This window comes from Streptomyces fumanus (assembly GCF_014655295.1).
Classification (GTDB): Bacteria; Actinomycetota; Actinomycetes; order Streptomycetales; family Streptomycetaceae; genus Streptomyces; species Streptomyces fumanus.
Genome location: NZ_BNBI01000003.1, coordinates 1 through 25,537 on the forward strand (window position 1 = coordinate 1; position 25,537 = coordinate 25,537).

11 protein-coding genes are annotated in these 25,537 nt (G+C 72.9%); 2 read left to right on the forward strand and 9 right to left on the reverse strand.

The window, feature by feature from the left end:
- The 4 genes from IE316_RS07220 to IE316_RS07235 form a co-directional block, all read right to left on the reverse strand.
- A partial coding sequence (locus tag IE316_RS07220) for a type I polyketide synthase (RefSeq protein ID WP_190203317.1) occupies positions 1 to 7,318 on the reverse strand: 7,318 nt, incomplete at its 3' end.
- 110 nt (positions 7,319 to 7,428) lie between these two features.
- Positions 7,429 to 7,623, reverse strand: coding sequence for a ferredoxin (locus IE316_RS07225; RefSeq protein WP_190203318.1), 195 nt, complete (start codon positions 7,621 to 7,623; stop codon positions 7,429 to 7,431).
- Positions 7,624 to 7,631: 8 nt separating this feature from the next.
- On the reverse strand, positions 7,632 to 8,819 hold the full coding sequence (locus tag IE316_RS07230; protein ID WP_190203319.1) for a cytochrome P450: 1,188 nt from the start codon (positions 8,817 to 8,819) through the stop codon (positions 7,632 to 7,634).
- 32 nt (positions 8,820 to 8,851) lie between these two features.
- Positions 8,852 to 9,241: a nuclear transport factor 2 family protein gene (locus tag IE316_RS07235; RefSeq protein ID WP_190203320.1), complete on the reverse strand. Its 390-nt coding sequence runs from the start codon at positions 9,239 to 9,241 to the stop codon at positions 8,852 to 8,854.
- A gap of 503 nt (positions 9,242 to 9,744) precedes the next feature.
- Here IE316_RS07235 and IE316_RS07240 point away from each other — a divergent pair.
- Positions 9,745 to 12,516 carry a helix-turn-helix transcriptional regulator gene (locus tag IE316_RS07240; protein ID WP_373311098.1) on the forward strand — a complete coding sequence of 924 codons (2,772 nt, stop codon included), beginning with the start codon at positions 9,745 to 9,747 and terminating at the stop codon, positions 12,514 to 12,516.
- Between the two features lie 104 nt (positions 12,517 to 12,620).
- On the opposite strand, the gene IE316_RS07245 is transcribed toward IE316_RS07240, so the two are convergent.
- Together IE316_RS07245 and IE316_RS07250 are read right to left on the reverse strand one after the other, a co-directional pair.
- Entirely contained in the window at positions 12,621 to 14,219 is a 1,599-nt protein-coding gene (locus tag IE316_RS07245; RefSeq protein WP_190203322.1) for an ABC transporter permease, read from the reverse strand.
- On the reverse strand, positions 14,216 to 15,115 hold the full coding sequence (locus IE316_RS07250) for an ABC transporter ATP-binding protein (RefSeq protein WP_373311122.1): 900 nt from the start codon (positions 15,113 to 15,115) through the stop codon (positions 14,216 to 14,218). Before IE316_RS07250 ends, IE316_RS07245 begins: the two co-directional genes overlap by 4 nt.
- 110 nt (positions 15,116 to 15,225) lie before the next feature.
- Between IE316_RS07250 and IE316_RS07255 the strand changes: the two genes are divergently transcribed.
- Positions 15,226 to 15,708 carry a GbsR/MarR family transcriptional regulator gene (locus IE316_RS07255; RefSeq protein ID WP_229910242.1) on the forward strand — a complete coding sequence of 161 codons (483 nt, stop codon included), beginning with the start codon at positions 15,226 to 15,228 and terminating at the stop codon, positions 15,706 to 15,708.
- A gap of 107 nt (positions 15,709 to 15,815) precedes the next feature.
- Here the strand turns inward: IE316_RS07255 and IE316_RS07260 are convergent, their stop codons facing one another.
- The 3 genes from IE316_RS07260 to IE316_RS07270 form a co-directional block, all read right to left on the reverse strand.
- Complete coding sequence (locus IE316_RS07260) at positions 15,816 to 16,184, reverse strand: STAS domain-containing protein (protein WP_190203323.1); 369 nt, start codon at positions 16,182 to 16,184, stop codon at positions 15,816 to 15,818.
- Positions 16,181 to 17,626 carry a PP2C family protein-serine/threonine phosphatase gene (locus IE316_RS07265; protein WP_229910243.1) on the reverse strand — a complete coding sequence of 482 codons (1,446 nt, stop codon included), beginning with the start codon at positions 17,624 to 17,626 and terminating at the stop codon, positions 16,181 to 16,183. The genes IE316_RS07260 and IE316_RS07265 overlap by 4 nt, the downstream gene beginning before the upstream one ends.
- 167 nt (positions 17,627 to 17,793) lie before the next feature.
- Positions 17,794 to 25,350, reverse strand: a complete 7,557-nt coding sequence (locus tag IE316_RS07270) for a type I polyketide synthase (protein WP_229910244.1) — start codon at positions 25,348 to 25,350, stop codon at positions 17,794 to 17,796.
- Between the last annotated feature and the right edge of the window lie 187 nt (positions 25,351 to 25,537).

The window sequence follows — 25,537 nt, forward strand, 5'->3', positions numbered from 1 at the left end:
CACCGGCCAGGGCGTCCCGGTCGGCCGCGTCGCAGGCTTCGACCACCACCGACACGTCCAGCGCGGCCAGCTCCTCCACCAGCTCGCCCACACCCGGCGCGTCCATCCCCCGACGCCCGACCAGCACCAGCTCACGCACCCCGTGGCGCATGGCCAGATGCCGGGCCACCAGACCGCCCAACAACCCCGTACCACCGGTGATCAGAACAGCGCCCTCACCCCACGACACTTCTCCTTCCACCACCACGTGCCGCACCAGACGCGGCACACTCAACACACCGTCCCGCACCGCCACCTCACGCTCGCCGACCACCAACGCGGCCCGCACATCAGCCAGCCACTCGTCGCCGTCCGTCTCGACCAGCACGAACCGGCCCGGATTCTCCGTCTCCGCCGACCGCACCAGACCCGACACCACACCGCCAGGACCCCGCGTCACCACCACCAACCGCGAGGATTCGAACCGCGCATCGGCCAACCAGGCCCGCACCACTCCCAACACCCCAGCAGCCGTCCCGTGGACGTCCGACCCGTCGAAGCAGGGCAGGACCACCACCTCGGGCGCGCCCTCCACCGCGCCCAGCTCCGGGTCGTCACCATCAAGCACCACCACCTGCCCCGTGAACTCCCCCTCCACCGCCCCCGCCGGAACCCAGTCCAGGCGGAACAGGTCGTCGGCGGCGGTCGGACGGGCGGAAGTGACGGTGTCAGCGGCGATCGGGCGCAGGGTGAGCGTCTCGATCGAGGCGACGGGGCTCCCCGTCGCGTCGGCCAGTGTCACGCGGCTCATGTCAGAACCGGTGGGCGAGAGACGTACCCGCACGTGGGAGGCGCCACTCGCGTGCAGGGTCACCCCCTTGAAGACGAACGGCAGCCGTACCTGGTCGTCCGCCGCGTCGGTGCGGGGCAGCAGGGCGTGCAGCGTGGCGTCCAGCAGAGCGGGGTGGAGACCGAAGCCGCCCGCGCTCTGCGCCGCGTCCTCCGGCAGCGTCACTTCCGCGTAGAGGTCGTCGCCCAGGCGCCAAGCCGCGCGCAACCCCTGGAACACCGGCCCGTACATGTACCCGCTGGGGACCAGGTCGCCGTAGAAGCCGTCGAGGTCCATCGGTTCGGCACCGGGTGGCGGCCAGGCTTCCGCGGCGAGGGGTGCTTCGGACCCGCGCTCGGTCAGGACGCCGGCGGCGTGCCGGGTCCAGCCGTGGGCCGCGTCCTCGTCGGCGTCCTGCGCGAACACCGTCACCGTGCGGGTCCCGTCGGACTCCGTGGAACCGACGACGACCTGAATCCGTACGGAACCCCGCTCGGGGATGGCCAGCGGTGCTTCCAGGGCGAGTTCGTCGATATGCCCGTAACCCACCTCGTCCCCGGCCCGGATCGCCAGTTCCACGATGGCCGTGCCCGGCAGGAGGACGGTCCCGGCGACGGTGTGGTCACGCAGCCAGGGGTGCGAGGAGAGAGACAGCCGGCCGGTCAGGACGACGCCGTTCCCGTCGCCGAGCGCCATGGCCGCGCCCAGCAGGGGGTGGCCGGCCTCGGCCAACCCCAGACCGCGCGCGTCTCCGGTGGGAGCGGGACGGTCCAGCCAGTAGCGGCGGCGTTGGAAGGGGTAGGTGGGGAGGTCGGGTCCGGTGGTACGTGCGGTGCCGACGAGAGGGGTCCAGTCGACCGGCAGACCGTGGACGTACGCTTCGCCCAGGGCGGTGGTGAAGCGGCGCAGGTCGCCCTCGTCACGGCGCAGGGTGCCCAGGACGACCGCGGCATCCTCGACCGTGCCCTCGACCGGTGTCGTCAGGACCGGGTGGGCACTGGCCTCGATGAACGCGTCGAAGCCGTCCGCCAGCAGCAGACGCACCGTCTCCTCGAAACGGACCGTCTGACGCAGGTTCGTGTACCAGTACTCCGCATCCAGCGCAGCCGTCGTCAGACGCTCCGCCGTGACCGCCGAGTAGAACGGAATCCTGGGCGTCATCGGCTCAAGGTCAGCCAAGTCGGTCAGAATGCGGTCGCGGATGGATTCCACCTGCGCGGAGTGGGAGGCGTAGTCCACCGGGACCCGACGCGCCCAGACACCGGCGGCGTCGCAGTCGGCCAGCAGCGCGTCAAGAGCATCCGGCTCACCCGCGACCGTCACCGAACCCGGACCGTTCACCGCTGCCACCGACACCCGGCCCTCATACGAGGCGATCAGCTCAGCAGCGCGCTCGGCCGGGACACCAAGAGACGCCATGCCGCCCGTACCCGCCAGCTCCACGATCGCCAGGCTGCGCAGCGCCACAACCCTCGCCGCATCGCCCAGCGAGAGCGCACCCGCCACGCACGCGGCGGCGATCTCGCCCTGCGAATGCCCCACCACAGCAGCCGGCCGCACGCCGAACGACTCCCACAGCCCAGCCAACGACACCATCACCGCCCACAAGACCGGTTGCACCACATCCACCCGGCCCATCCAGTCCTCCTCCGAGGACCGCAGGACCTCCCCCAACTCCCAGTCCACGTACGGCGCTAGCGCCGCCTCACACGCCGCGATCCGCTCCGCGAACACCGGCGACTCGTCCAGCAGACCGGCCGCCATCCCCACCCACTGCGACCCCTGCCCCGGAAACACGAACACCGGACGCGACGCGGACCCCGCACCACCCACCACCGACTCACCGGCAGCCAGCTCCTCCAGCCCCGCCACCAGCTCACCGCGATCACCAGCCACCACGACACCCCGGAACTCCAACGCCGACCGAGCCGCCACCAGCGCCGAAGCCACACCCCCCAGCTCAGCCCCGCCCCGCACATACTCAGCGAGCCGCTCAGCCTGAGCCTTCAGCCCTTCCACCGACCGCCCCGACACCACGAACGGCAACACACCACCAACCACAGGCACCTCAGCAGCCTCAGCCGCCTCCGGAGCCTCCTCCACAATCACATGCGCGTTCGTCCCACTGATCCCGAACGACGACACCCCCGCACGCCGAGGACGCCCACTGTCCGGCCACTCCCGCGCCTCGGTGAGCAACTCCACCCCACCCGCGGACCAGTCCACATGCGAGGACGGCGCATCGACATGCAGCGTGCGCGGCAGCACACCGGCCCGCATCGCCATCACCATCTTGATCACACCCGCCACCCCGGCGGCGGCCTGCGCATGACCGATGTTCGACTTCAACGACCCGAGCCACAGCGGCCGTTCGGCGGGCCGCCCCTGCCCATAGGCATCGATCAGCGCCTGCGCCTCGATGGGATCCCCGAGCGTCGTACCCGTACCGTGCGCCTCGACGGCGTCGACATCGGCGGCCGACAGCCCCGCCCCCACCAACGCCTGCCGGATCACCCGCTGCTGGGAGGGCCCGTTCGGGGCGGTGAGCCCATTGCTGGCGCCGTCCTGGTTGACCGCGGAGCCGCGGACGACGGCCAGTACCCGATGTCCCTCGCGCACCGCGTCCGACAGCCGCTCCACCACCAGCACACCGACGCCCTCGGCCCAGCCCGTGCCGTCCGCCGTGTCCGAGAACGCCTTGCAGCGCCCGTCGGCCGACAAGCCGCGCTGGCGGCTGAACTCGATGAACATCCCGGGCGTGGACATCACGGTCACGCCGCCGGCGAGGGCGAGCGAGCACTCGCCGTTGCGCAGGGCCTGGACGGCGAGGTGGAGGGCGACCAGGGAGGAGGAGCAGGCGGTGTCGACGGTGACGGCGGGCCCTTCGAAGCCGAAGGTGTAGGCGAGGCGGCCGGAGACGACGCTGCCGGTGGTCCCGGTGAGGAGGTACCCCTCGGACCCGCTGGCGGCTTCGTCGAGCCGTGCGCCGTAATCCATGTTCATCGCGCCGACGAACACACCGGTGCGGCTGCCGCGCAGCCCGGCCGGGTCGATCCCGGCCCGTTCGAGCACCTCCCACGAGGTCTCCAGGAGCAGGCGCTGCTGGGGGTCCATGGCGAGGGCCTCGCGCGGGGAGATCCCGAAGAAGCCCGCGTCGAAGTCGGCGACGCCGTGCAGGAAGCCGCCGTGCCGGGTGTGGCTGGTGCCGGGTTCGGTGGAGTCGGGGGCGTAGAGGGCGTCGAGGTCCCAGCCCCGGTCGTCGGGGAAGGGGGAGATCGCGTCGCCGCCGGAGGCGACGAGGTGCCACAGGTCCTCGGGCGAGCCGACGCCGCCGGGCAGCCGGCAGGCCATGCCGACGATCGCGATGGGATCGTCGTCGGTGGCGGCCGGGGCCGGGGACGGTTCGGCGGGAGCGGGAGCGGGGGCGCCGTCGGGGTCCGCGAGCAGTTCGGTGAGGTGGCGGACCACGGCGAGGGGGGTGGGGTGGTCGTAGGCGAGGGAGGTGGGCAGTCGCAGCCCGGTGTCGGTGTTGACCCGGTTGCGGAATTCGACGGCGTTCGTGGAGTCGAGGCCGAGGTCCTTGAAGGTGCGCTGGGTGTCGGCGGGGGTGAGGGCGGTGCGGCCGAGGACCGTGGCGGCGTGCGCGAAGGTGAGGTCGCGCAGGAGTTCTTCGCGTTCTTCCAGGGGCGCCGCGGCGAGGCGTGAGACGGCTTCGGGGCGCTGGGTGCCCGGGGTGTCGGCGAGGTCGCCGAGCCAGTGGCGGGTGCGCTGGAAGGCGTAGGGGGGCAGGTCGACGCGGCGGGCGTCGGCGGGCAGGACGGGCTGCCAGTCGACGGGGGCGCCGTGGACGTGGGCCTGGGCGAGTGCGGTGCGGAAGCATTCGGGGCCGCTCTGGTTGCGGCGCAGGGTGCCGAGGGCGGCGGCCTCGGCGTCGGTGTCCTCGATGGTCTCCAGGACGGCGGTGGTCAGCACGGGGTGCGGGCTGGCCTCGACGAAGACGTCGTGTCCCTGGTCGAGGAGGGTGCGGACGGCGTCCTCGAACCGGACGGTGCGGCGGAGGTTGGTGTACCAGTACTCGGCGTCGAGGCCGGTGGTGTCCGTCAGTTCGCCGGTCACCGACGAGCAGAAGGGGATGGTCGCGGCGCGTGGCTGGATCCCGGCGAGGGCGCGCAGGAGGGAGCGGCGGGTGCGGGTGACGTGGGTGGAGTGGGAGGCGTAGTCGACGGGGATGCGTCGTGCCCACACTCCCTGTGCCTCGCAGGTGGCGAGGAGTTCGTCGAGGGCTCCGGGTTCGCCGGCGAGGACGACGGAGGCGGGGCTGTTGACGGCGGCGACGGACAGGCGTTTGCCGAAGGGGGCGATGAGGTCGCCGACGCGTTCGGCGGAGACGCCGACCGAGGCCATGCCGCCGCGTCCGGAGAGGCCGAGGACGGCGCGGCTGCGCAGGGCGACGACTTTCGCGCCGTCCTCCAGGGAGAGCGCTCCGGCGACGCATGCGGCGGCGATCTCGCCCTGGGAGTGGCCGACCACGGCGGCCGGGGTCACGCCGTGGGACTCCCACAGCGCCGCCAGCGACACCATCACGGCCCACAGGACCGGCTGGACGACGTCCACGCGCTCCAGCCAGTCCTCCTGCGGGGAGCGCAGGACGTCCCTCAACCGCCAGTCCACGTGGGGCGCGAGTGCCGTCTCGCACTCGGCGATCCGGTCGGCGAACACGGGTGACTCGTCCAGCAGGTCGGCGGTCATGCCGAGCCATTGGGAGCCTTGGCCGGGGAAGACGAGGACGGGCCGGCCGTGGGGGCGGGCCGTGCCGGTCACGAGGCCGGGGGCGGGTTCGGCCGCGGCGAGTGCGCCGAGGCTCTCGACGAGGTCGGTGCGGTCGGCGGTGAGCAGGACCGCGCGGTGGCTGTGGAGGGAGCGGGTGGAGAGCAGCGAGTGGGCGAGGTCGGGCAGGCGGAGGTCGGGGCGTTCGGTGAGGAACCGGGCGAGCCGTGCGGCCTGGGCGTGCAGGGCCTGGCCGGTGTGTCCGGAGAGGAGGACGGGCAGGGGGCGGGTGCCGGTGTCGTCCTCGTCGGTCGTGCCGGGTCGGGCACTTGCGGTCCCGGTCCCGGTTCCGGTTCCGGCCCCGATTCCAGTTCCGGCCCCGCCTCCGGCTCCGGCTTCTGTTTCTGCTTCTGCTTCTGCTTCTGCTTCTGCGACGACGACGTGGCAGTTGGTGCCGCCCATGCCGAAGGAGCTGACTCCGGCGACCCGGGGGCCCGCGGTGTCGTCGGGTGCCTGGGGCCAGGGGGTGAGGTCGGTGGGGACGCTCAGGCGCAGGGTGGTGAGGGGGATGTCGGGGTGGGGCGTGGTGAAGTTGAGTGCGGCGGGGATCTGCCGGTGGGTGAGGACGAGGGCGGTCTTGACCAGGCCGATGATTCCGGCCGCCGCTTCCAGGTGGCCGACGTTGGTCTTGGCCGAGCCCACGGGCAGGGGGTGGCCGGCGTCCCGGGCGGCGCCGAGGACCGCGCCGAGGGCGGTCGCCTCGACGGGGTCGCCGACGGGGGTGCCGGTGCCGTGGAGTTCGACGTAGCCGACGTGGGCGGGGTCGGTGCCGGCGCGTTCGTAGGCGCGGCGCAGGACGTCCTGCTGGGCGGTGACGCTGGGGGCGGTGAGCGTGTCGCCGCCGCCGTCGTTGTTGACGGCGCTGCCGCGCAGGACGCAGTGGACGCGGTCGCCGTCGGCGAGGGCGCGCGCGAGGGGCTTGAGGACGACGACGGCGCCGCCCTCGCCCCGTACGTAGCCGTTGGCGCGGGCGTCGAAGGTGTGGCAGCGGGCGTCGGGCGACAGGGCGCCGAAACGCTCCATGCGGGCGGTGGACTGCGGGGTGAGGACGAGGTTGACGCCGCCGACGAGGGCGGTGTCGGACTCGCCGGAGCGCAGGCTCTCGCAGGCCATGTGGACGGCGACGAGGGAGGAGGACTGGCCGGTGTCGACGGTCAGGCTGGGTCCCTGGGCGCCGAGGAAGTACGAGACGCGGTTGGCGATGATGCTGCGGTGGACGCCGGTGGTGCTGTGGGCGGTGAGGGCGTCGGGGCCGTCGGCGTGCAGGAGCAGCGAGTAGTCGTCGGCGAAGGCGCCCACGAAGACGCCGGTACGGGTCCCGGTGAGGCTGGCGGGGACGGTGCCGGCGTCTTCGAGGGCTTCCCAGCTCAGTTCCAGCATGAGGCGCTGGTGGGGGTCCATGGCGGCGGCTTCGCGGGCGGAGATGCCGAAGAAGGCGGGGTCGAAGCCGTCGACGGAGGGCAGGAAGGAGCCCTCCCCCGCGGTGCCGCCGATGCCCGAGCGGTCGGCGGGGGGCGGGGCGACGGTGTGGCGGCCCTCTCGCAGCAGTCGCCAGAAGTCCGCCGGTGTGTCGATGCCGGGGAGCCGGCACGACATGCCGACGACGGCGATCGGTTCGCTGCGGTCGGGGCGGGGTGCCCGGTGCGCGGACGGGTCGATGCCGGAGCGGTCCACACCTGCCATGTCTGGCCCTTCGGTTCTCAGCCGTACGCGGTTTCAGCCGCGAGGGAGCCTCGGGTAGTGGCCCGAGGCGGTTGCCGATCGCTGTCGCGGCGCGCCCGGGCGCCGGGAGGTCATTCGCGGAGTCTGACCGCTCCGGAGGGGCACTGTTCGGCCGCGGAGCGGACGACGTCGTCCAAGGTGTCCGGGGGTTCGGTGAGGAGGACGACGACGAGGCCGTCGGTCTCGTCCTGGTCGAACACCTCGGGGGCTTCCAGGGCGCACATGCCGGCGCCGCAGCAGCGGTCGCGGTCCACGTCGACGCGCATCGGGCGGCCTACCAGGCGACCGGCATGGAGGCGACGCCGTAGATCAGCATGCTGTCCCGCATGCTGACGTCTTCCTGCGGTACGGCCAGGTGCAGGTTGGGGAAGCGGTCGAGGAGGGCCTGGAAGCCGATCCGCATCTCGATGCGGGCCAGTTGCTGGCCGATGCACTGGTGGATGCCGTGTCCGAAGGAGAGCTGGCCCCGGCCGCCGCGGACGAAGTCCAGGCGGTCGGGGTCGGCGAAGTGCTTGGGGTCGCGGTTGGCGGCGAACGCCGAGAGGGTGACGGTCTCGCCGGCCTTCATGGGGCAGCCCTCGAACTCGAAGTCGTCGACGACGGCGCGGATGGGACCGTAGTGGTTGACCGTCAGGTAGCGCATGAGCTCTTCGACGGCGGCCTCGATGGTGGTTCCGCCGGAGCGCAGCAGCGCGAGCTGGTCGGGGTTGGTGAGGAGGGCGTAGGTGCCCAGGGAGAGCATGTTGGCGGTGGTCTCGTGGCCCGCGGCGAGGAGCAGGAAGCAGACGTTGGTGACCTCTTCGACGGTGAGTTCCTCGTGGGCGGCGAGGCCGCCGAGCATGTCGTCGGAGGGCTCGGCACGGCGCCGTTCGACGAGGCCCGCGAGGAAGTTCTGCATCTCCTCCAGCGCGGCGTACGCCTGCTCGATGGGGGTGTTGATGTCCTGGATGACCGTGGAATTGTGCTGGAAGACCTCGCGGTCCTCGTAGGGGACGCCGAGGAGTTCGCAGATCACCAGGGAGGGCAGGGGCAGCGCGTAGGCGGGGACGAGGTCGACGGGCGGGCCGGTGCGCTCCATGGCGTCCAGGGCGTCGTCGGCGATCTCCTTGACGCGTTCGGCGAGCTGGTTCATCCGGCGCAGGGTGAACAGGCCGGTGAGCAGGCGGCGGTACTTGGTGTGCTCCGGCGGGTCGGTGTAGACGAAGAAGCCGGGTTTGGCGGCGCTGGGTTCCTGCGGCTGGACGGGCGAGCGCAGGAGCTCCTTGCGGGAGCTGAAGCGGAGGTCGGCGAGGGCGGCGCGGACCTGGTCGTATCCGGTGATGAGCCAGCCTTCGCTGCCGTCGGGGTAGCGGAGCCGGTCGACGGGGCACTCCCGCTGGCGTTCCAGCAGTTCCGGCGGCGGATCCAGGGGGGTGGTGCGGGTGGTGGGCAGCGGGCGGGCCCCGGGCGGAACCTCGGTCATGGCGTGTGCCTTCCTGTCGCGGGTTTTCGGGGTCAGCCGAGCACTGTCACGTCGGAGTCGCCCCACAGCGCGCGCAGGTCGTGGACCAGACCGTCCGGCCCGATGCGGACCACGCCGATGATCGAGATCTGGACCCGTTTGGGATAGCTGCGGGGGCGCAGCTCGATGACGGCGGGCATGACGACGGTCTCGTCGTCGTGGGCGGCGACCGGGGTGCCGGGGCGTTCCGTGGCCCGGTCGTCGACGAGCGCGCGGGTGATGTGGGCGCGCAGGGCGTCGAGACCGGTCTGTTCGCCGGATCCGACCGGGTCTTCGAACACCACGTCGGGGGCGAACAGTTCGAGAACGTGGTCGATGTCGCCGGCGTTCATCCGGCGGCAGTACTCGAGTGCCAGCGCCTTGCGGGTCGACTCGTCGGGCACGCGGTCTCCTTCCCGGGCGGGGCGGCGGCAGAGGCGGGGCGGCGTCGGCACGCTCTGCCGCCCGCCCCAGTCTTCGAACAGGCAGGGGGCGGCACCACCCCTGATCGCACCCCTGCGCACCCCTGCGCACCCCGGGCGCCCGCCCGGGTCCGGATCGTCGCGGCCGGATGGCCGGTTCCCGTTCTTGAAGGTCATCGCGGCGTATGTAGTCACTCGGGGCCGTTCGAACGCCCTGTTACTCTGGCCAAGTTCGGACTTCAAGCACCCAGGCGCACTCTTGACGCACATGGCACGTTTCGAACAACCTCACAGCCTTGACCGAGCGTGCCGACAATGTCGTTCTGGCACCCCGTCACCGCGTGAAGGAAGGTACGGACGCATATGTTCGCCACACCCCCCACCCTGTTGTCCGCCATTTCTTGCACAGGCCCTTTTCCGCCCTTGTACAAACGCCCGGGACCGCGCCGCACGGGGGCCGTCGTCATACTCGTTGAGACCGGAACGTGAGCGCGCGGGAACGTGCGCGAGCCGCTGGACTGCTGTCGGGGATGCTGGACGGCGCCCTGGCCGGTGAAGGCGCCATCGCCACCGTCTGTGGAGCCGTGGCCATGGGTAGGACGACACTCCTGGCCGATTTCACCCGCCGGGTACGAGCCGCCGGCGGACTGGCCCTGCCGGCGGTCGCGTCGGAGTCCGAGGAGAACATCCCGCTGGGAGTGATCGCCCAACTCCTGGCGGAGGCACCGCTGTCGGAGTCGGCCCGTGAGCAGGCCGACCAGTTGCTCGCCCACGGCCGGGCCCATATGACGGGCATGCCGGACGGTCCGGTGACGAGGCTGTCCGCGGTGGACGCCCAGATCGTGCACCACCTGTCCCTGCTCCTGCTCGGTCTGGCCCCGGCCCGGCCGGTGGCGATCGTGGTGGACGACATCCATCACGCGGACGTCGCGTCCCTGACCTGTCTCGCGTATCTGGGGCGCCGGATCCGCAACACCGCGGTGGTCGCGGTGTTCAGTCACAGCGACGGCCCGGGAGACCGGTGCGCGGGGTTCGTCGAGCAGTCGCTGCGGCTGCCGCACGCGCGGGGGATCCGGCTGACGCCGCTGGACGCCGAGCAGGTGCGGGAGGTGGTGACGGACCGCCTCGGCGAGGACTGCGCGCAGTGGGCCGCGGGCTGGGCGCTGCGGGTCAGCGGCGGCAACCCCCTGCTGCTGGACGGGGCGCTGAGCGACGTCCAGGGTGCCGGGCAGTCGTCCACGGGCTACCAGCGGGCGTTCCTGTCCTGTCTGCGCCGCACTCCCGCGCCCGCCACCCAGGTGGTGCGGGCGCTGGCCGTCCTCGGCGCGCCCGAGCGGATCTCGCGGCTGCTGGGCCTGGAGGCCGGGGAGGTCGCGCACTGTCTGGCGACGCTGGAGGCGGCGGGTCTGCTGAATCAGGGGGCGTTCCGGCATCCGGACGCCGCGGCGGCGGTGCTGGCCGACCTCGGCCCCGAGGCGACGGCCGCGCTGCAGCGCGAGGCCGCGGAACTGACGTACGCGGAGGGCTGTCCGGCGTCCGTGGTGGCCGCGCATCTGCTGGCCGGGGAAGGGGTGCGGGCGCCGTGGGCGATGTCCGTGCTGGACTCGGCGGCCGCCACGGTGCTGGCCGAGGGCCGGCCGGCGACGGCGGCCGAGTATCTGCGGCTGGCCTGCCGGCTGAGCGAGGACAAGGGGGAGCTGGCGCGGATCAGGGCCGCGCTGCTCCTGGCGGAACGCCGGCTGGGCACCACCGTCCCGGAGCAGCGGGTCACCGACCTGGTGCAGGCGGTCCGCACCGGCCGTCTCAGCGGCGGGGAGACCCTCGGGGTGGTGCGGGCGCTGCTGTGGAGCGGCCGGGTGCGGGCCGCCGAGGACGTGCTGCGGCACCTGGCCGCGTCGGACCGGGCCGCCACCGCCGATGCGCCGCTGGAGCTGGATGCCGCGCGCCTGTGGCTGCGCTGCTCGTACGCGCCGCTGCTGGAGCTGCTGCCGGACGGCACGGACGACACGGACGACGGCCAGGAGCCGTCCGGCGTGCCGTCCACCACCGAGAGCCGGCGCCGCTACAACGCGGTGTCCGCGCTGGAATCGGTGCTGACCCCGGGTCCGTCGGGCCGTGCGGTGCCCAAGGCGGAGCAGGTCCTGCACGGGAGCCGGCTGCACGGCACCGACCTGGACACGATCGAGTGCGCGCTGCTGACGCTGACGTACGCGGACCGGCCCGCGCTGGCGTCGCCGCACTGCGACGAGCTGATCAGCTCGGCGGAGTCGCGCGGTGAGCGGGGCAGCGCGGCCCGGCTGCACGCGGTGCGCGCGGAGATCTGTGTGCGCCTCGGTGACCTCGCGGGGGCCGTGCGGCACTCGAGTGCCTGGTTCGACCTGGTGCCGCCCGACGAGTGGGGCATGGCGGTCGGCGCGCCGCTCGCCAGCAAGCTCATCGCGCTGACCGCGATGGGACGCGAGGACGAGGCGACGGAGCTGCTGTACGTGCCGACGCAGGAGGCCATGCTCCAGAGCCGGCCCGGGCTGCACTATCTGCACGCGCGGGGCCGGTACAGCCTGGCGATGCGGGACTGGCACAGCGCGCTGTCGGACTTCCAGCACTGCGGGGAGCTGATGGCCCGCTGGGGCGTGGACGTACCGGGGCTGATCGCGTGGCGCAACGATGTCGGGGAGACGCTGCTGGGCATGGGCGAACGCGACCGGGCGCGGGCGGTTTTGGAGGAGCAGGCGCGGTGCACCGAGCGCGGCGGCTCGCCGCGCACCCGTGGGGCGACGCTCAGGCTGCTGGCCGCGACGTACGAGCCGCGCAAGCGTCTGGTGCTGCTGCGGCAGGCCGTCGACGCGTTGCAGGAGAGCGGCGACCGCTACGAGCTGGCGCGGACGCTGGCCGATCTGACGGACACCTATCACGCGGTGGGTGAGACGCGGCGGGCCCGGGTGATCGGGTCCCAGGCGCGGATCGTCGCGGACGCGTGCGAGGCGGAGCCGCTCAGCAGGCTGCTCCCCTCGGACGGGGACCGGCCGGACAGCGAGAGCCCCGCGCCCGGGGTGGTGCTCACGGACGCGGAGCAGCGGGTGGCGGACCTCGTGGCGCTCGGGCACACGAACAGCGAGATAGCGAAGATGCTCTACATCACGGTCAGCACGGTGGAGCAGCATCTGACGCGCATGTACCGCCGGATGGGGGTCAACGACCGCACCCAGTTGGCGACTTCGCTGTTCACCGGGGCGCACCGGGAGACGGTCAAGGCGTAGCGCACGGAGCGGGCAGGGGCTGTGCGTGCCCCTGCCCGCTCTCTTGTGCTCGTTCTCTTGTGTCTCTTGTGTGCGTTCTCTTGTGTGCGCTCTTCGCGGTGCGGTCAGCCGAACAGGTCGCGGCGGCGGAACGCCACCAGCGTGGCGGCCAGGCCCGCCAGGGCGAGGGCGCCCATCACGACCAGCGGGGTCGCGACGACCTCGTTGCCGGGGAGCTTCGGCACGTGGGTGAACGGCGAGATGTCCAGGACGTACTGGCTGACCTTGAGCTGCGGTCCGACCAGGCTGATGAAGCCGGACAGCCCGAGCACACCCCAGCCCGCCGCCGTCCAGCGCGGCATCACGGCGAACAGCAGCGCGGCGAGGGCGGTGATCAGCAGGACGGCCGGGAGCTGCGCGGCCACGGCACCGAAGACGTCGGCCAGGGCGCCCCCGACGTCGTGCGCGCCCAGGCCCTGGGAGAGGCCCATGCCGAAGGCCGCGACGGCGAGGAGGACGACCGCGCCGCCCATGGCGAACGTCAGGTGGCTGAGGATCCAGGCGGCCCGGCTCGGTGTGCCGCTGAAGATCAGCTCGATGCGTCCCCCGGCCTCCTCGGCCCGGGCCCGCACGATCACCGTCAGCGCGAACACCGTCGCCAGGATGCCGAAGACGCCCACGATGGACGCCACGTACGAGTCGGCCATGTCCTGCGAGCCGCCGAGGCTCTCCATGATCTCCTGCACCCGGTCGCTGTCCAGGAGGCTGCCGACGTCGCGGACGAAGGAGCCGAACACCAGCGCCGACGCCAGGATGCCGATCGACCAGCCGAGCAGGCTGCCCCGGTGCATCCGCCAGGCCAGGCCCAAGGTGCCGAGGGTGTCGCGGCCCGCGTAAACGGGTCCGGGCCGGCTCGGCAGCACGCCCGAGCCGAAGTCCCGCCGGTCCAGGAGCCGCAGGGACAGCGCGATCAGCAGGACCGAGGCGACCACCGGCACCGCCAGGGCCCACCAGCGGTCACCGTCGTAGGGGCGTACCTGCTCGGCCCAGCCGATCGGGGAGGCCCACAGCAGCCAGGTGGAGCCCTCGCTCATGTCGGCCACCGCGCGCAGCAGGTAGAAGCCGCCGAGCAGGGACAGCGCGGCCGCGTTGGCGCTGCGCGACGCCTCGAAGAGCTGGGCGCAGACCGCCGCGATACCGGCGAAGACGATGCCGCAGCCCGCCATCGACAGACCCAGGGCGAACGCACCGCCCGCGCCGAGCCCGGTGAGGGGCAGGACGGCACCGATGATGATGCCGACCGCGATGTTGACGCCGATGACCAGTTGCAGCGCGGCGACCAGCGGCGCCCTGCGGTCGACGGCGCCCGCGGCGACCAGTTCCTGACGTCCCGTCTGCTCCTCGGCCCGGGTGTGGCGGACGATGAGGAGCACGGACATCACCGAGGCCAGGACGGCGCCGAGCACCAGCGTCCGCCAGGTGGTGATGGACCCGAGCGAGGTGCCTTGGACCTTGCCGTAGAGGGCGATCGCGCCGGACGCGGCCTGGATGCCCTCCACGAACTCCACGCGCGACGCCTCGTCGCTGAACAGGCCCTTGATGCTGGAGGCGGTGGAGACGGCGCTGCCGATCAGGGCGTAGCACCACAGCGGCAGGATGAGCCGGTCGCGGCGGGTGGCGAGTTTGGACAGTTCGGGCAGTCCCGCGAGCCCGCCGCCCTTCACTGCTGCTCCCCTGAGTAGTAGCGCATGAAGAGCTCTTCGAGGGTCGGCGGCCGGCTGGTCAGCGACTCCAGGCCGGCGTCGGTGAGCAGGCGCATCACCTTCTCCAGCGCGTCGGGGTCGACCTGGCAGTGCACCGAGCGCCCCTCCGTCCGCAGGTCGTACACGCCCGCCACGGAGTCGAGCCCGGTTAACGGACGGGCCACCGTGGCGGTGACGGTGGTGCGGGAGAGGTGGCGGAGTTCGGCGAGGCTGCCGGAGTCGACCCGGCGGCCGGCCCGGATGATCGAGACCCGGTCGCAGAGGTCCTCGACCTCGCTGAGGATGTGGCTGGACAGCAGGACGGTGGCGCCGCGTTCCTTGGCCTCGGCGATGCAGGAGCTGAAGACCGCTTCCATCAGCGGGTCGAGCCCGGAGGTCGGCTCGTCGAGGATCAGCAGTTCGGCGTCGGAGGCGAGCGCCGCGACCAGCGCCACCTTCTGCCGGTTTCCCTTGGAGTAGGCGCGGCCCTTCTTCTTGGGGTCGAGCTCGAAGCGTTCCACGAGTTCGTCACGGCGTTTCTTGTCCATGCCGCCGCGCATCGAGCCGAGCAGGTCGATCGTCTCCCCACCGCTCAGGTTGGGCCAGAGACTGACGTCGCCGGGTACGTAGGCGAGCCGCTTGTGCAGGGTGGTGGCGTCCCGCCAGGGGTCGCCGCCGAACAGCGTGACCGACCCGCCGTCCGAGCGCAGCATGCCCAGCAGGACGCGGATGGTGGTGGACTTGCCCGCCCCGTTGGGCCCGAGCAGCCCGTGCACCTCCCCTTGCGCCACCTGAAGATCCAGATTGTCGAGCGCCACGGCCCGGCCGAACTGCTTGCGCAGTCCTTGAGCGTTGATCACGTCGGTTGCGTTCACGATCGGGATGCTACAGATCCTTCACTTGTTTGTGAAGCGACTGAATGTCATGATCCTGGGAGATGATGGAGACGTGCGTGAGCTGCGCACCACGGTCGAAGGGGCTGGTGAGTTTGGCTGAAGGCAGGAACGAGGAAGCCACTCGGCACTTCGTCGAGCAGATGGCGATGCTGTTCGCCGAGTGGGGCTTCCCGAGGATGAGCGCGCGCGTACTGATGACCCTGATGACGACGGAGGAGAAGGGTCTGACGGCCGGTGACCTGTCCCAGCGGCTCGGTGCGAGCCCCGCCGCCGTGTCGGGCGCCGTGCGCCACCTCCAGCAGGCCGGTCTCATCGCCCGTGAGCCGGTGCCGGGTTCGCGCAGCGACCTCTATCTGCTGCCCGACGACGCGTGGTATCTGGGGACCGCGACCAAGCAGAGCCTGTTCACCCAGCTCATCGCCACGACCGAGAAGGGCATCGAGCCCCTCGGCGGCCCGGGCACCAAGGCGGGCGCGCGCATGACGGAGATGCGGGACTTCTTCACCTTCGCGCACCAGGAGATGGAGGGCGCCCTGGAGAGATGGCGCACCATGCGGGCCCAGCGCACCGCGTAGCGGACGGGCACCGGCGAGCACGGACTCCGGGCCCGCTCGCCGGTCTCGTCCTCCCCGGGGAACGGGGTGGTGCGGCCGGCCGGTCGCTGACCGGCGTACGAGGGGTGTCAGGCGGTGGTGCGGTTGCCTCGGCGGGCGGCGAGCGCGGCCTCGGCGCTGGGGTGGTCGGGCAGGAAGGTGTCCATCCCGGTGACGCTGAGCAGGCGGCCCAGCCGGTCGGGGATGGCCGCCAGGGTCAGGGAGCCGTCGGCGTCCTTGGCGCAGCGCCAGATGCCGATGAGGGCGCCCAGTCCCGAGGAGTCGCAGAAGGTGACGCCGGACAGGTCGGCGATCAGGTCGGGATGGCCGTCGGCGATGAGTTCCAGGGCGCGGGCCCGTACGGCGGGTGCGGCGGCGATGTCGAACTCGCCGGACAGGGCGATCACGGCCAGGGTGCCGTCGGTGAGCGGGACATCGATGTGGAATGCGTCGGTCATGGGCGTGGGTTCTCCTGCCCGACGGAGACGTCGGCGGTCGGGGCGGCGGCGCTGTGGGCGGTGGTGGTGATGCCCGCGGGAACGGCATCGGGGGCGGGGACGGACAGGGCCAGCAGGGCCACGTCGTCGCGTTCGGTGTCGGGGAGGGTGTCCAGGAGCGCGACGGTGTCGTCGATCAGGGCACCGGCGCTGACCGGCGCCGACCGCTGGGCCAGGAAATCGGTCAGGCCCGTGTCGGCGAGCATCCGGCCATCGGCGGTGCGGGCCTCGGTCAGCCCGTCGGTGTACAGCAGCAGTGCCTCGCCGGGTGCCAGCCGCAGGGTGCGTGAGGCGAAGGCGGCTTCGGCGAACGCGCCGACCAGCATGCCGCCCTGCGCGCGGGCCGCCTCGACCCGCACGCCGCCGCCCTCGACGGGGCTGAGGTGGTAGGCGGGCGGGTGACCGCCGGTGGCCAGCGTGACCGTGAACCCGCCGTCCCGGGCCGGATCGAGCAGGCCGAAGACGGCGGTGCAGAAGCGGGTACCGACCGCCGCGTCCAGCAGCAGCGCGGTGTTCAGGGCCTTGAGCGCGGCCGTGGGATCCGCGTCGACCAAGGCCGCGGCCCGCAGCGTGTAGCGGGTCAGTGAGGTGATCGAGGCGGCTTCGGCGCCCTTGCCGCACACATCGCCCAGGAAGAACGCCCACCGGCCCCCGCCCACCGGGAACACGTCGTAGAAGTCACCGCCCACTTCCTGCGGGGAGGCGGTCTTGTAGTGGCAGGCCAGCTCCAGGCCCGGTACCGCGGGCAGTGCCGGGGGCACCAGGGTGCGCTGCAGGGTGGAGGCGAACGCGGCGATGGCCGCCTTGTCCCGCTCCGCGCGCTGCCGGGCCTCTTCCTCCGCCTGGCGCTTCTCCTCCTCGACCTTGCGGCGCTCCTGCTCGGCGCGGACCGCGTTCAACGCCGACAGCCGCAGCTCGAGCTGGTCACGCACGACCGCGGCCAGGTCCCCGAGGGTGGAGGCATCGGCTTCGCTGATCTCGCGGGGACGGGTGTCGAGGATGTTGACCGTGCCCAGCCGGTACCCGTCGGCGGTGATGATCGGGGCGGCGGCGTAGAACCGTACCCCCATCGGGCCGGCGACCAGCGGGTTGGAGCAGGCGACCGGGTCCAGCAGGGTGTCGGGTATGACGGTGGGGTCATCGGTGAGCACCGCCGAGGCGCACAGCCCCGGATCGCGGCCGATCTCGCTGACGCCTTCGAGACCGTGCGTGGCCTTGAACCAGATCCGGTCCTCGTCCACGATCGTCACCGTCGCCACCGGCACCTCGAACAGCCGTGCCGCCAGCGCCGCGACTCTGTCGTAGGCGCCGTCCGGCGGGGTGTCGAGGATGTCGTAGCGGCGCACCGCCGCCATCCGCGCCGCCTCGACCGCCGCGGCCAGGGGCCGGTTCGGCGTTGTCACAGGCGGGCTCGCTTGCTCCGGCATGTTCCTCGTCTCGTCGTCCCCCCGGGAAGGCACCGACCGGACAGCCAGCCCCCCGGAACCCTACCGAACGCCCCCGGCACACCGTTCAGGAGGCGTCGGCAGCGAGGTCGAGGCCGTGGCGCGAGGGCGCGCGTACGTGCGGCTCAGGACGATGTCTCCTGGGTGACAGCCTCGTTGGAGGCATCGCCCTGAGCCGGCAGCGGGATCCGGCCCGCACCGCCCGTGGGGGCGGGTGCCGCGGCGCCGGTCAGTCCGAGACGCAGCAGCAGGAGGTCGGTGAGGTCGTGGACGGTGGCACCGCCGCGCAGCAGTTCCATGGGCGGGACGTCGATGTCGAACTGCTGGCGCAGTGAGACCAGGAGTTCGGCGGCCATCAGGGAGTCGATGCCGAGTTCGGTGAGCCGCCGGTGGGGGTCGAGTTCCTCGGGTCCCGTCTGCATGGCCTTGGCGAGGATGTGCGTGACGGCCTTCCGCAGGGCGGTGCGGGCCTCGTCGGCGGGAAGGGTGGCCAGCATGGCCAGGAAGGCTTCCTGCGACTGGCCGTCGATCTCCTCGTTCGGCGGTACGAGCAGACGGTACCGGGGCTCGTTCAGCGCGTGCGCGAAGCTGCGGGCGCGGGTCCAGTTGTAGGACGCGACGGTGGCCACGGTGGTGTTCCGGGTGAGGAGGTCGTCCGCGGCGGCGAACGCCTCGTCGAGGCCGAGCAGTTCCATGCCGACGGCGGTGACGTGGGCGGTGATGTTCTGCCGGACGACGTATCCGGTCTCGCCCAGCGCGCCCCAGGCGATGGCCTGGCCGGGCAGCCCGGCCTGGCGCCGTTGCCGGACCAGCGCTTCGAGGTAGAGGTTGCCGGCGGCGTACGGGGCCTGGTGGACGTTGCCGATCTCGGCGGCGATGGAGGACACCATCAGGAAGAGGTCGAGATCGCGACCGCGGGTGAGACGGTCCAGTACCGCGGCCCCTCGCGCCTTGGGGACAAGCACGGCGGTGAAGCGCTCGGGGGTCAGTTCGGCCAGGGGCGCGTCGTCGAGCTGCATGGCGCAGTGCACCACCCCGCGCAACCGGTACCCGCTCGCGTCGATGCCGTCGAGGAGGGCCCGCATGGCGACCTCGTCCGCCGCGTCGACGGCGTGGGCGTGCGCCTGTACGCCGCGCTGGGCCAGCTCCTCCAGCAGCGCGGAGGCTTCGGGGGCGTGCGGGCCGCGACGGCTGACCAGGGCCAGGTGGCGGGCGCCGCGGTCGGCCAGCCAGCGGGCGGTGGCCGCGCCGAAGCCGCTGAGTCCGCCGGTGATCAGATACGTGCCCTCCGGGTCCACGGCCGGATCGCGGGGGGTCGTCACCACGGCGGGGGGCTCGTCCAGGGGGTCGAAGGCGACGACGACCTTCCCGACGTGGCGGGAGTGCTGCATCAGCTCGAACGCCTCCCTGACCCGGGTGGCCGGGTAGACGCAGTGCAGGAGCGGCCGGTAGTCGCCGTTCTCCAGGTGCCGGCTCACCTCCCGGCCGAGCGCGAGCGCGGTCTCGGGCTGCTGGACGAGGGCGGTGAGGTCGACGCTGAAGAAGGCGAGGTTGTTGTCGAAGGGCCCCAGTGACAGCGGGTTGTTCTCGAGGATGTCGCGTTTGCCGAGTTCGATGAACCGGCCGCCGGGCCGCAGCAGTTCCATGCTGCGGCCCACGGCCTCACCGGCGAGGGAGTTGACGACCACGTCGACGCCCCGGCCCTGGGTGAGACGCATGATCTGAGGGGCGAAGTCCAGGCTGCGGGAGTCCAGCACGTGCCGGGTCCCGAGCCGGCGCAGCAGGTCGCGTTTGGCCTCGCTGCCCGCGGTGGCGATGACATGGGCGCCTCGCAGCGCGGCGAACTGGAGCACGGCCAGGCCGACGCCGCCCGCGCCGCCGTGCACCAGTACGGTCTCGCCCGCGCGCAGACGGGCCAGGGTCTCCAGGCCGTAGTGGACGGTGGAGAAGGCCACCGGCATCGTGGCCGCGGCCTCGAAGGTCATGCCCTGCGGGATGCGGTGGAACATCAGCGCCGGGCCGGTGACGTGCGAGGCGAGCGCCCCGACGGCCATGCCGCAGACGCGATCGCCCGCTTCCAGGCCGCTCACCCGGTCGCCCACCGCGGTGACCACGCCGGCGCACTCCAGGCCGGGCACGCGGGAGGCGGTGTGCCGCTGGGCCTCGGGGGGCAGCAGCCCGGTCGCCGTCATGATGTCGCGGTAGTTCAGCGCGGCGGCCCGCACGGCCACGGTGATCTCGTCCGGGCCCGGCGCGGCGGGCTCGTACTCCTCCCACCGCAGGGTGTAGGAAAGCCCGGGACTGTGGACCCCCAGGGCATAGGCGGGTGTCCGGCCGGTGGCGGCCGGCAGGGGCAGCACGCGGGGCACGAAGCGGCCGCCCGCGGTCAGGACGACCTCCGTCTCCTCGGTACGGGCCCGCAGTTCGTCGGCGAGCCGCCGGGCGTCGGCGCCGGGCTCGCGGGACCGCTCCAGACTGACGCGACGCACGCGGACGGCGGGAAACTCGGTGGCCACGGTGCGTGCGACGCCCCATGCGGCGGCGTCGGCCGGCGCCGTGGGTCGTTCGGGGGCGGGCAGCGCGCCGCTGGGCCGGGTGATCAGCCACAGGTGGGCGGGGTCCGCCGGCACCTGCCCGGCTGCCTGGGCCATGGCGCGCAGCAGCGCGGCCCGGTGGGCGGCGCGGCAGGTCAGTTCCCGCGGCCCGTCCGTCCCGGTGTCCGCCAGCAGGAGAACCAGGTGCACCTCGCCCCGCGCGGTGTCCAGCTCACGGGTCCAGCCCGCGGCATCCTCACCGGCCGGGATGCGCCGGACCGTGTACGGCCCGCTGCCGGTCAGGTCCGCCGCCACCGCCGCGGCCAGCGGGTCCTCGTCCGGCGCCTCGGTGCCGAGCACGACGGTGCACGGCGCCGCCTGCCCGTCCTCAGGGGCGGGCCCGGCGGCGGCGGGGCGGGGTGTGCCGGGGGCGGTGGCCAGCAGGACGGACAGGACACCCTCGACGGGACCGTTCTCTTGCACCACATCGACGAATCCGCACTGGGTCAGCAGCTCCGGCCACGCCGTGCTGGGCAGCAACGCGGAGTCCGGGCGCAGCCGGTGATCGGTGCGGTGGTGCCAGAAGCTGTCCAGGGTCCCGAAGAAGGGGGCCAGGGTTTCGGTGCGGTGGGCTTCGTACGCCAGCAGGTGACCGCCGGGTGCCAGCAGTGTGGCGATGCGCCGCACCGCGGCGGCCAGGTCGGTGCTGGTGTGCAGGGCATTGGCGGCCACGACCAGGTCGAAGCCGCCCTCGGCCAGGCCCTGCCCGGCCGGCTCGGCATCGAGGTCGTAGACGCCGTACCGCACGAAGTCGTAGGGCGCGAAGCGCTGTTGGGCGCGCGGCAGGAAGGCCGCGGACAGGTCCGTGAACAGGTAGGTGGTGCGGTCGGCCGGCAGCAGCGGCAGCAGCGCGCTGGTCATGCCGCCGGTCCCCGCGCCCACTTCCAGCACCCGCAGCGGGCGGTCGGCCGGCCAGTGCCGCACCAGCTCCCGCACCAGCTCCCGCGCGATGTGGTTGTAGGTGCGGCCGGTCGGCGCGATGTCGTAGAACTGCTCCAGGGCGTGCACCGCGCCCTCCCCGGTCAGCAGTTCCAGTCCGTCGGTCTCACCGCGGTGCACGGCGGCTCCGTGTTCGCAGTTCCGCGCGGCCATCACCAGCTCACTGCTGGAACGTGGGAAGTGGCGGGCGGTTTCCTGGTACAGGGCGCGCGCCCGTGGTGCGGTGGTCAGCCGCCATGCCCCGGGGCCGGCCGGTTCGGCGAGGTCGCGCCACTCCTTCATGGACAGTGCGTGCGCGAACCTGGCGGCGAACTGCGGTCGCAGCCCGCCCCGCACCAGGTCCTCGACGGTGAAGGGCGCCGTCGGTTCCGTCAGGTAGGTGACGGCCTCCTCGGCGAGGTAGTGCACGTACGCCTTGTCGAGCTGTTCGAGCGCGGCCCCGATCCGCAGCGGTGCGGCGGCGCGGCACAGCTCGGCGATCGGCCCGGCACAGGCCGCGGCGAGCCGGGTGGCCGTCGGCAGTCCACCGGCGGCCGGCGGCGGGGAGCCGGGCAGGGGGGCGGCCCGCAGTTCGGTGTGCTGACGCAGTACGGGCGTCTGCTCGATGTGGGACAGCCGGCGCATCCGGCAGCCGCGCAGCTCGACGCTGACGGTGCCGTCCTCGTCGGCGACGGTGATGTCCCAGCACGCCTCGGCGGCCGTGAAGGAGCGTTCACGGACATGGACGATTCCGCGCCGGGACGGGGTACGCCAGACCTGTACCAGGTCGATGGCCGCCGGCAGGTAACCGGTCCTGCCGTCCGACAGGGCGTGCGTCAGCAGCGGTACACCGGCCTGCAAGGCGCCGTCCAGCAGCGCCGGGTGCACGGTGAACCGGGACGCCTCTCCCCCGTGGTCGTAGTGGGCGAGGACCTCCCGCTCCCCGGCGTTCAGCCCGGTCAGCACGCGGAAGGCGGGTCCGTAGCCCAGGCCCACCCGGTCCAGTGCGGTGTAGTGGTCGGCGGCCGCGAGGCGTCCGGGGCAGCGCGCCCGGAGCCGGGGGACGTCCAGGTGGTCCGGGGCGGTGCCCGGGCGGGACCGTACCCGGGCCCGTAGGTGCGGACGCGGTTCGCGGCTGTGCTGGTCGGTGCTGGTGACGGTGACCGTCCCGTCGTCGGGGTTGATCGCGGTCTGCGTGTGGATGCCGGTGGCGTCCGCCCAGGGGACCACCAGGGGTGCGCTGATCCGCAGGTGGTCCACCTCGACCGGTGTCTTCAGGGCGAGTTGGCCGGCCGCCAGGATCATCTCGACGTATCCGGTGGCCGGCATGACGACCGATCCGCCGATCTTGTGGTCGACCAGCCAGGGCACCAGCGCCGGTTCGATCGCCCCGTGCCACACCGGATGCGGGCCCGGCATCCGCTCCCCCAGGAGGGGATGGTCCAGCAGGCCGCTGCCGCTGGTGCGCACCCAGTCCTGTGCGGCGCCCTGCCAGTGGCGCTTGCGCTGCCATGGGTACGCCGGCAGGTCCATCACCCGGCCGGGCACGGGGAAGTACCGGTTCGGGTCGAGGTCGGCGCCGGCGGCCAGCACCGCTTCCACCGTCTGCCGCAGTGCCGTGGTGCCGTGGGCCTCGCGGCGCAGCGTGGGCACCACCGCCACCGCCGTCCGCTGCCGCGCGGCGGCCCGCCGCAGGTAGGAGCGGAGCACCGGGTGCGGGCCGATCTCGACCAGCACGTCCGCGCCGTACTCGATCGCCGCTTCCAGGGCGGGCGCGAACTGGACGGGTGCCCGTACGTTGTTCCACCAGTGGTCGGCGCCCAGTTCCGGTCCCCGGGCCCGCTCGCCGCTCACCGTGGAGAACAGCGCGATGCGTGTCCGTGCGGGGGTCAGTCCCCGCAGGGCGTGGCACAGCGGCCGGCGCAGTGGGTCCATGGCGGCGCTGTGGAAGGCGTAGTCCAGGTCGAGGACGGTGCAGGCGGTGTTCCTGGCGGTCATGTCGGCCGCCAGGCGCAGGATGCGGTCCGCGGGGCCGGCCACCGTGACGTCGCGTTCCGAGTTGACGGCGGCCAGGGTCACCTCGGGGTGGTCGGCGAGCAGTGCGGCGGCCCGGTCCGGTGGTAGGGCCAGGGCGGCCATCCGGCCGCTGCCGGCGGTCGGTGCCTGGGCGCGGCTGCGTTCGGCGATCACCCGGGCCGCCTGCCGCAGGGTCAGGGCGCCCGCGACGTGGGCGGCGGCCACCTCGCCCACGCTGTGTCCGAGCACCGCCGCCGGTGTGACGCCCTGCCGGCGCAGCACGGTGCTCAGGGCCACCTGGAGGGCGAACAGCAGGGGCTGGGCCACCTCGGTGGCCGCCATCCGCTCGGGTGTGACGTCGCTGAGCCGCTCCGTCACCGACCAGCCCAGGTGCGGGCGCAGCGCCGCGTCCACTTCCTGTACGGCGTCACGGAAGGCGGGGTCGTCGGCGAGGAGGTCGGCGCCCATGCCCGCCCACTGCGATCCGTTGCCAGAGAAGACGAACGCCACCCGGCCGCGCTCCACCGCCGTGCCGACGCCGACGGCCTCGGCCGGTTCCGCCCCGGGCGGCTGCGAGGCGGCCCGCTCCGCGTCGGTTTTCTCCGGGGTGGACAGCGCCAGCAGCCGCTCCGCCGCCTCTCGCGGGTCGGAGGCGAGCACGACCGCCCGGTGCCGGTGCAGCTCGCGACGCCGGCTCGCCGTGTACGCCAGGTCGTAGAAGTCCGCCGGGTCGGCCGTCCTGAGCCGTTCGCTCATCCGGGCCGCGGCCTCGGTCAGCGCCTGCGGCGACCGGGCCGATACGGTGACGGGGCGCGGGGCCGGCTCATGGCGGCCGGCCGGTCGGCGGGCCGGTGGTGCGGTGGTGAGAATCGCATGGGCGTTGGCGCCGCCGAACCCGAAGGAGTTGACGCCCACCAGTGGCCGGTCCACCGGTTCGAGGGGCGTCGCCCGGGTGACCGGGGCCAGACTGAGCGCGGTGAAGTCGATGTCGGGGTTGGCCGGCTGGGTGTGCAGGGTGGCCGGGGCCAGTCCGTGCCGCAGTACCAGCAGGGCCTTGAGCAGCCCGGCCATCCCGGAGGCCGGCTCCAGGTGTCCCAGGTTGGACTTCACCGTGCCGATCGGTAACGGCGTGCTGCGGGCCGCTCCCAGGGCCTGTCCGATCGCGCGGCACTCGGCGGGATCCCCTACGAGGGTGCCCGTGCCGTGCGCCTCGAAGTACACCAGGTCCTCGGGGTCCGCCCCGGCCCGCGCGTAGACCGAGCGCAGCAGGTCCTCCTGGGCCTGGGGGTTGGGCAGGGAGACTCCCGGGGTGCGGCCGTCGCTGTTGGAGCCGGTGCCCACGATCACGCCGTGCACGCGGTCGCCGTCGGCGAGCGCGTCCTCCAGCCGTTTGAGCACCACCAGGCCGCCGCCCTCGGACCTGACGAACCCGTCGGCGTTCGCGGAGAACGCCGCGCACCTGCCGCGCCGGGACAGCATGCCGGCCTGGCAGAAGCCGACGTAGTGGTAGGGGCTGAGCAGGATGTTGGCGCCGGCGGCGAGGACGGTCCGGCTGGTGCCCTCCTGCAGGGTGCGGCAGGCCCGGTCCAGGGCGACCAGTGAGGAGGAGCAGGCCGTGTCGATCGCCATGCTGGGCCCGCGCAGGTCCAGGAAGTGCGAGAGGCGGTTGGCCGCGAGGCTGGAGGCGCCGCCGGCCATGGTGTAGGCGTTGACCGACCGGTGCCGCATCATCTGCAGCGCGGCGTAGGAGGCGTCCGAGATGCCGACGTAGACCGCGGTGTCCGAACCGGCCAGCGCCCGGGCCGGGAGCGCGGCGTCGTCCAGGGCCTCCACCGCCAGCTCCAGCAGTATCCGGTGCTGGGGGTCCATCCGGGAGGCTTCCTTCGGTGTGATGCCGAAGTACTCCGCGTCGAACGAGGCCACGTCGTCCAGGAACCCGCCGGCCGCCGTGTAGCTCTTTCCCGGGCGCGTGACGGCGGTGTCGACGAAGCGGTCACGGTCGAACCGGTCCGCGGGTGCCTGACCGATCACGTCCATGCCCTGTACCAGGACGCGCCACAGTCCGTCGAGATCGAGGACGCCCCCGGGCAGTCGGCAGGCGGCACCGACGATGGCGATCTGCGCGGCCCGTACCGGGCGGGTGCTGGCGTTCACTGGAGCGGATCCCCAACTCTTCGGCTGCCCAGGGGGGGGCAGGCGGTCAACGGCAGCCCGGATGCTGCCACGGCTGCGTCGCGCAAACGCCCGGCAAATCTGCCCGCCGAGGCTCGGTGCGCGGTCCGCCGGACGGTCCGGCCCGGACGCTGACCAGCGACGTCCGCACCCGGGGCGCCCGCCGCGC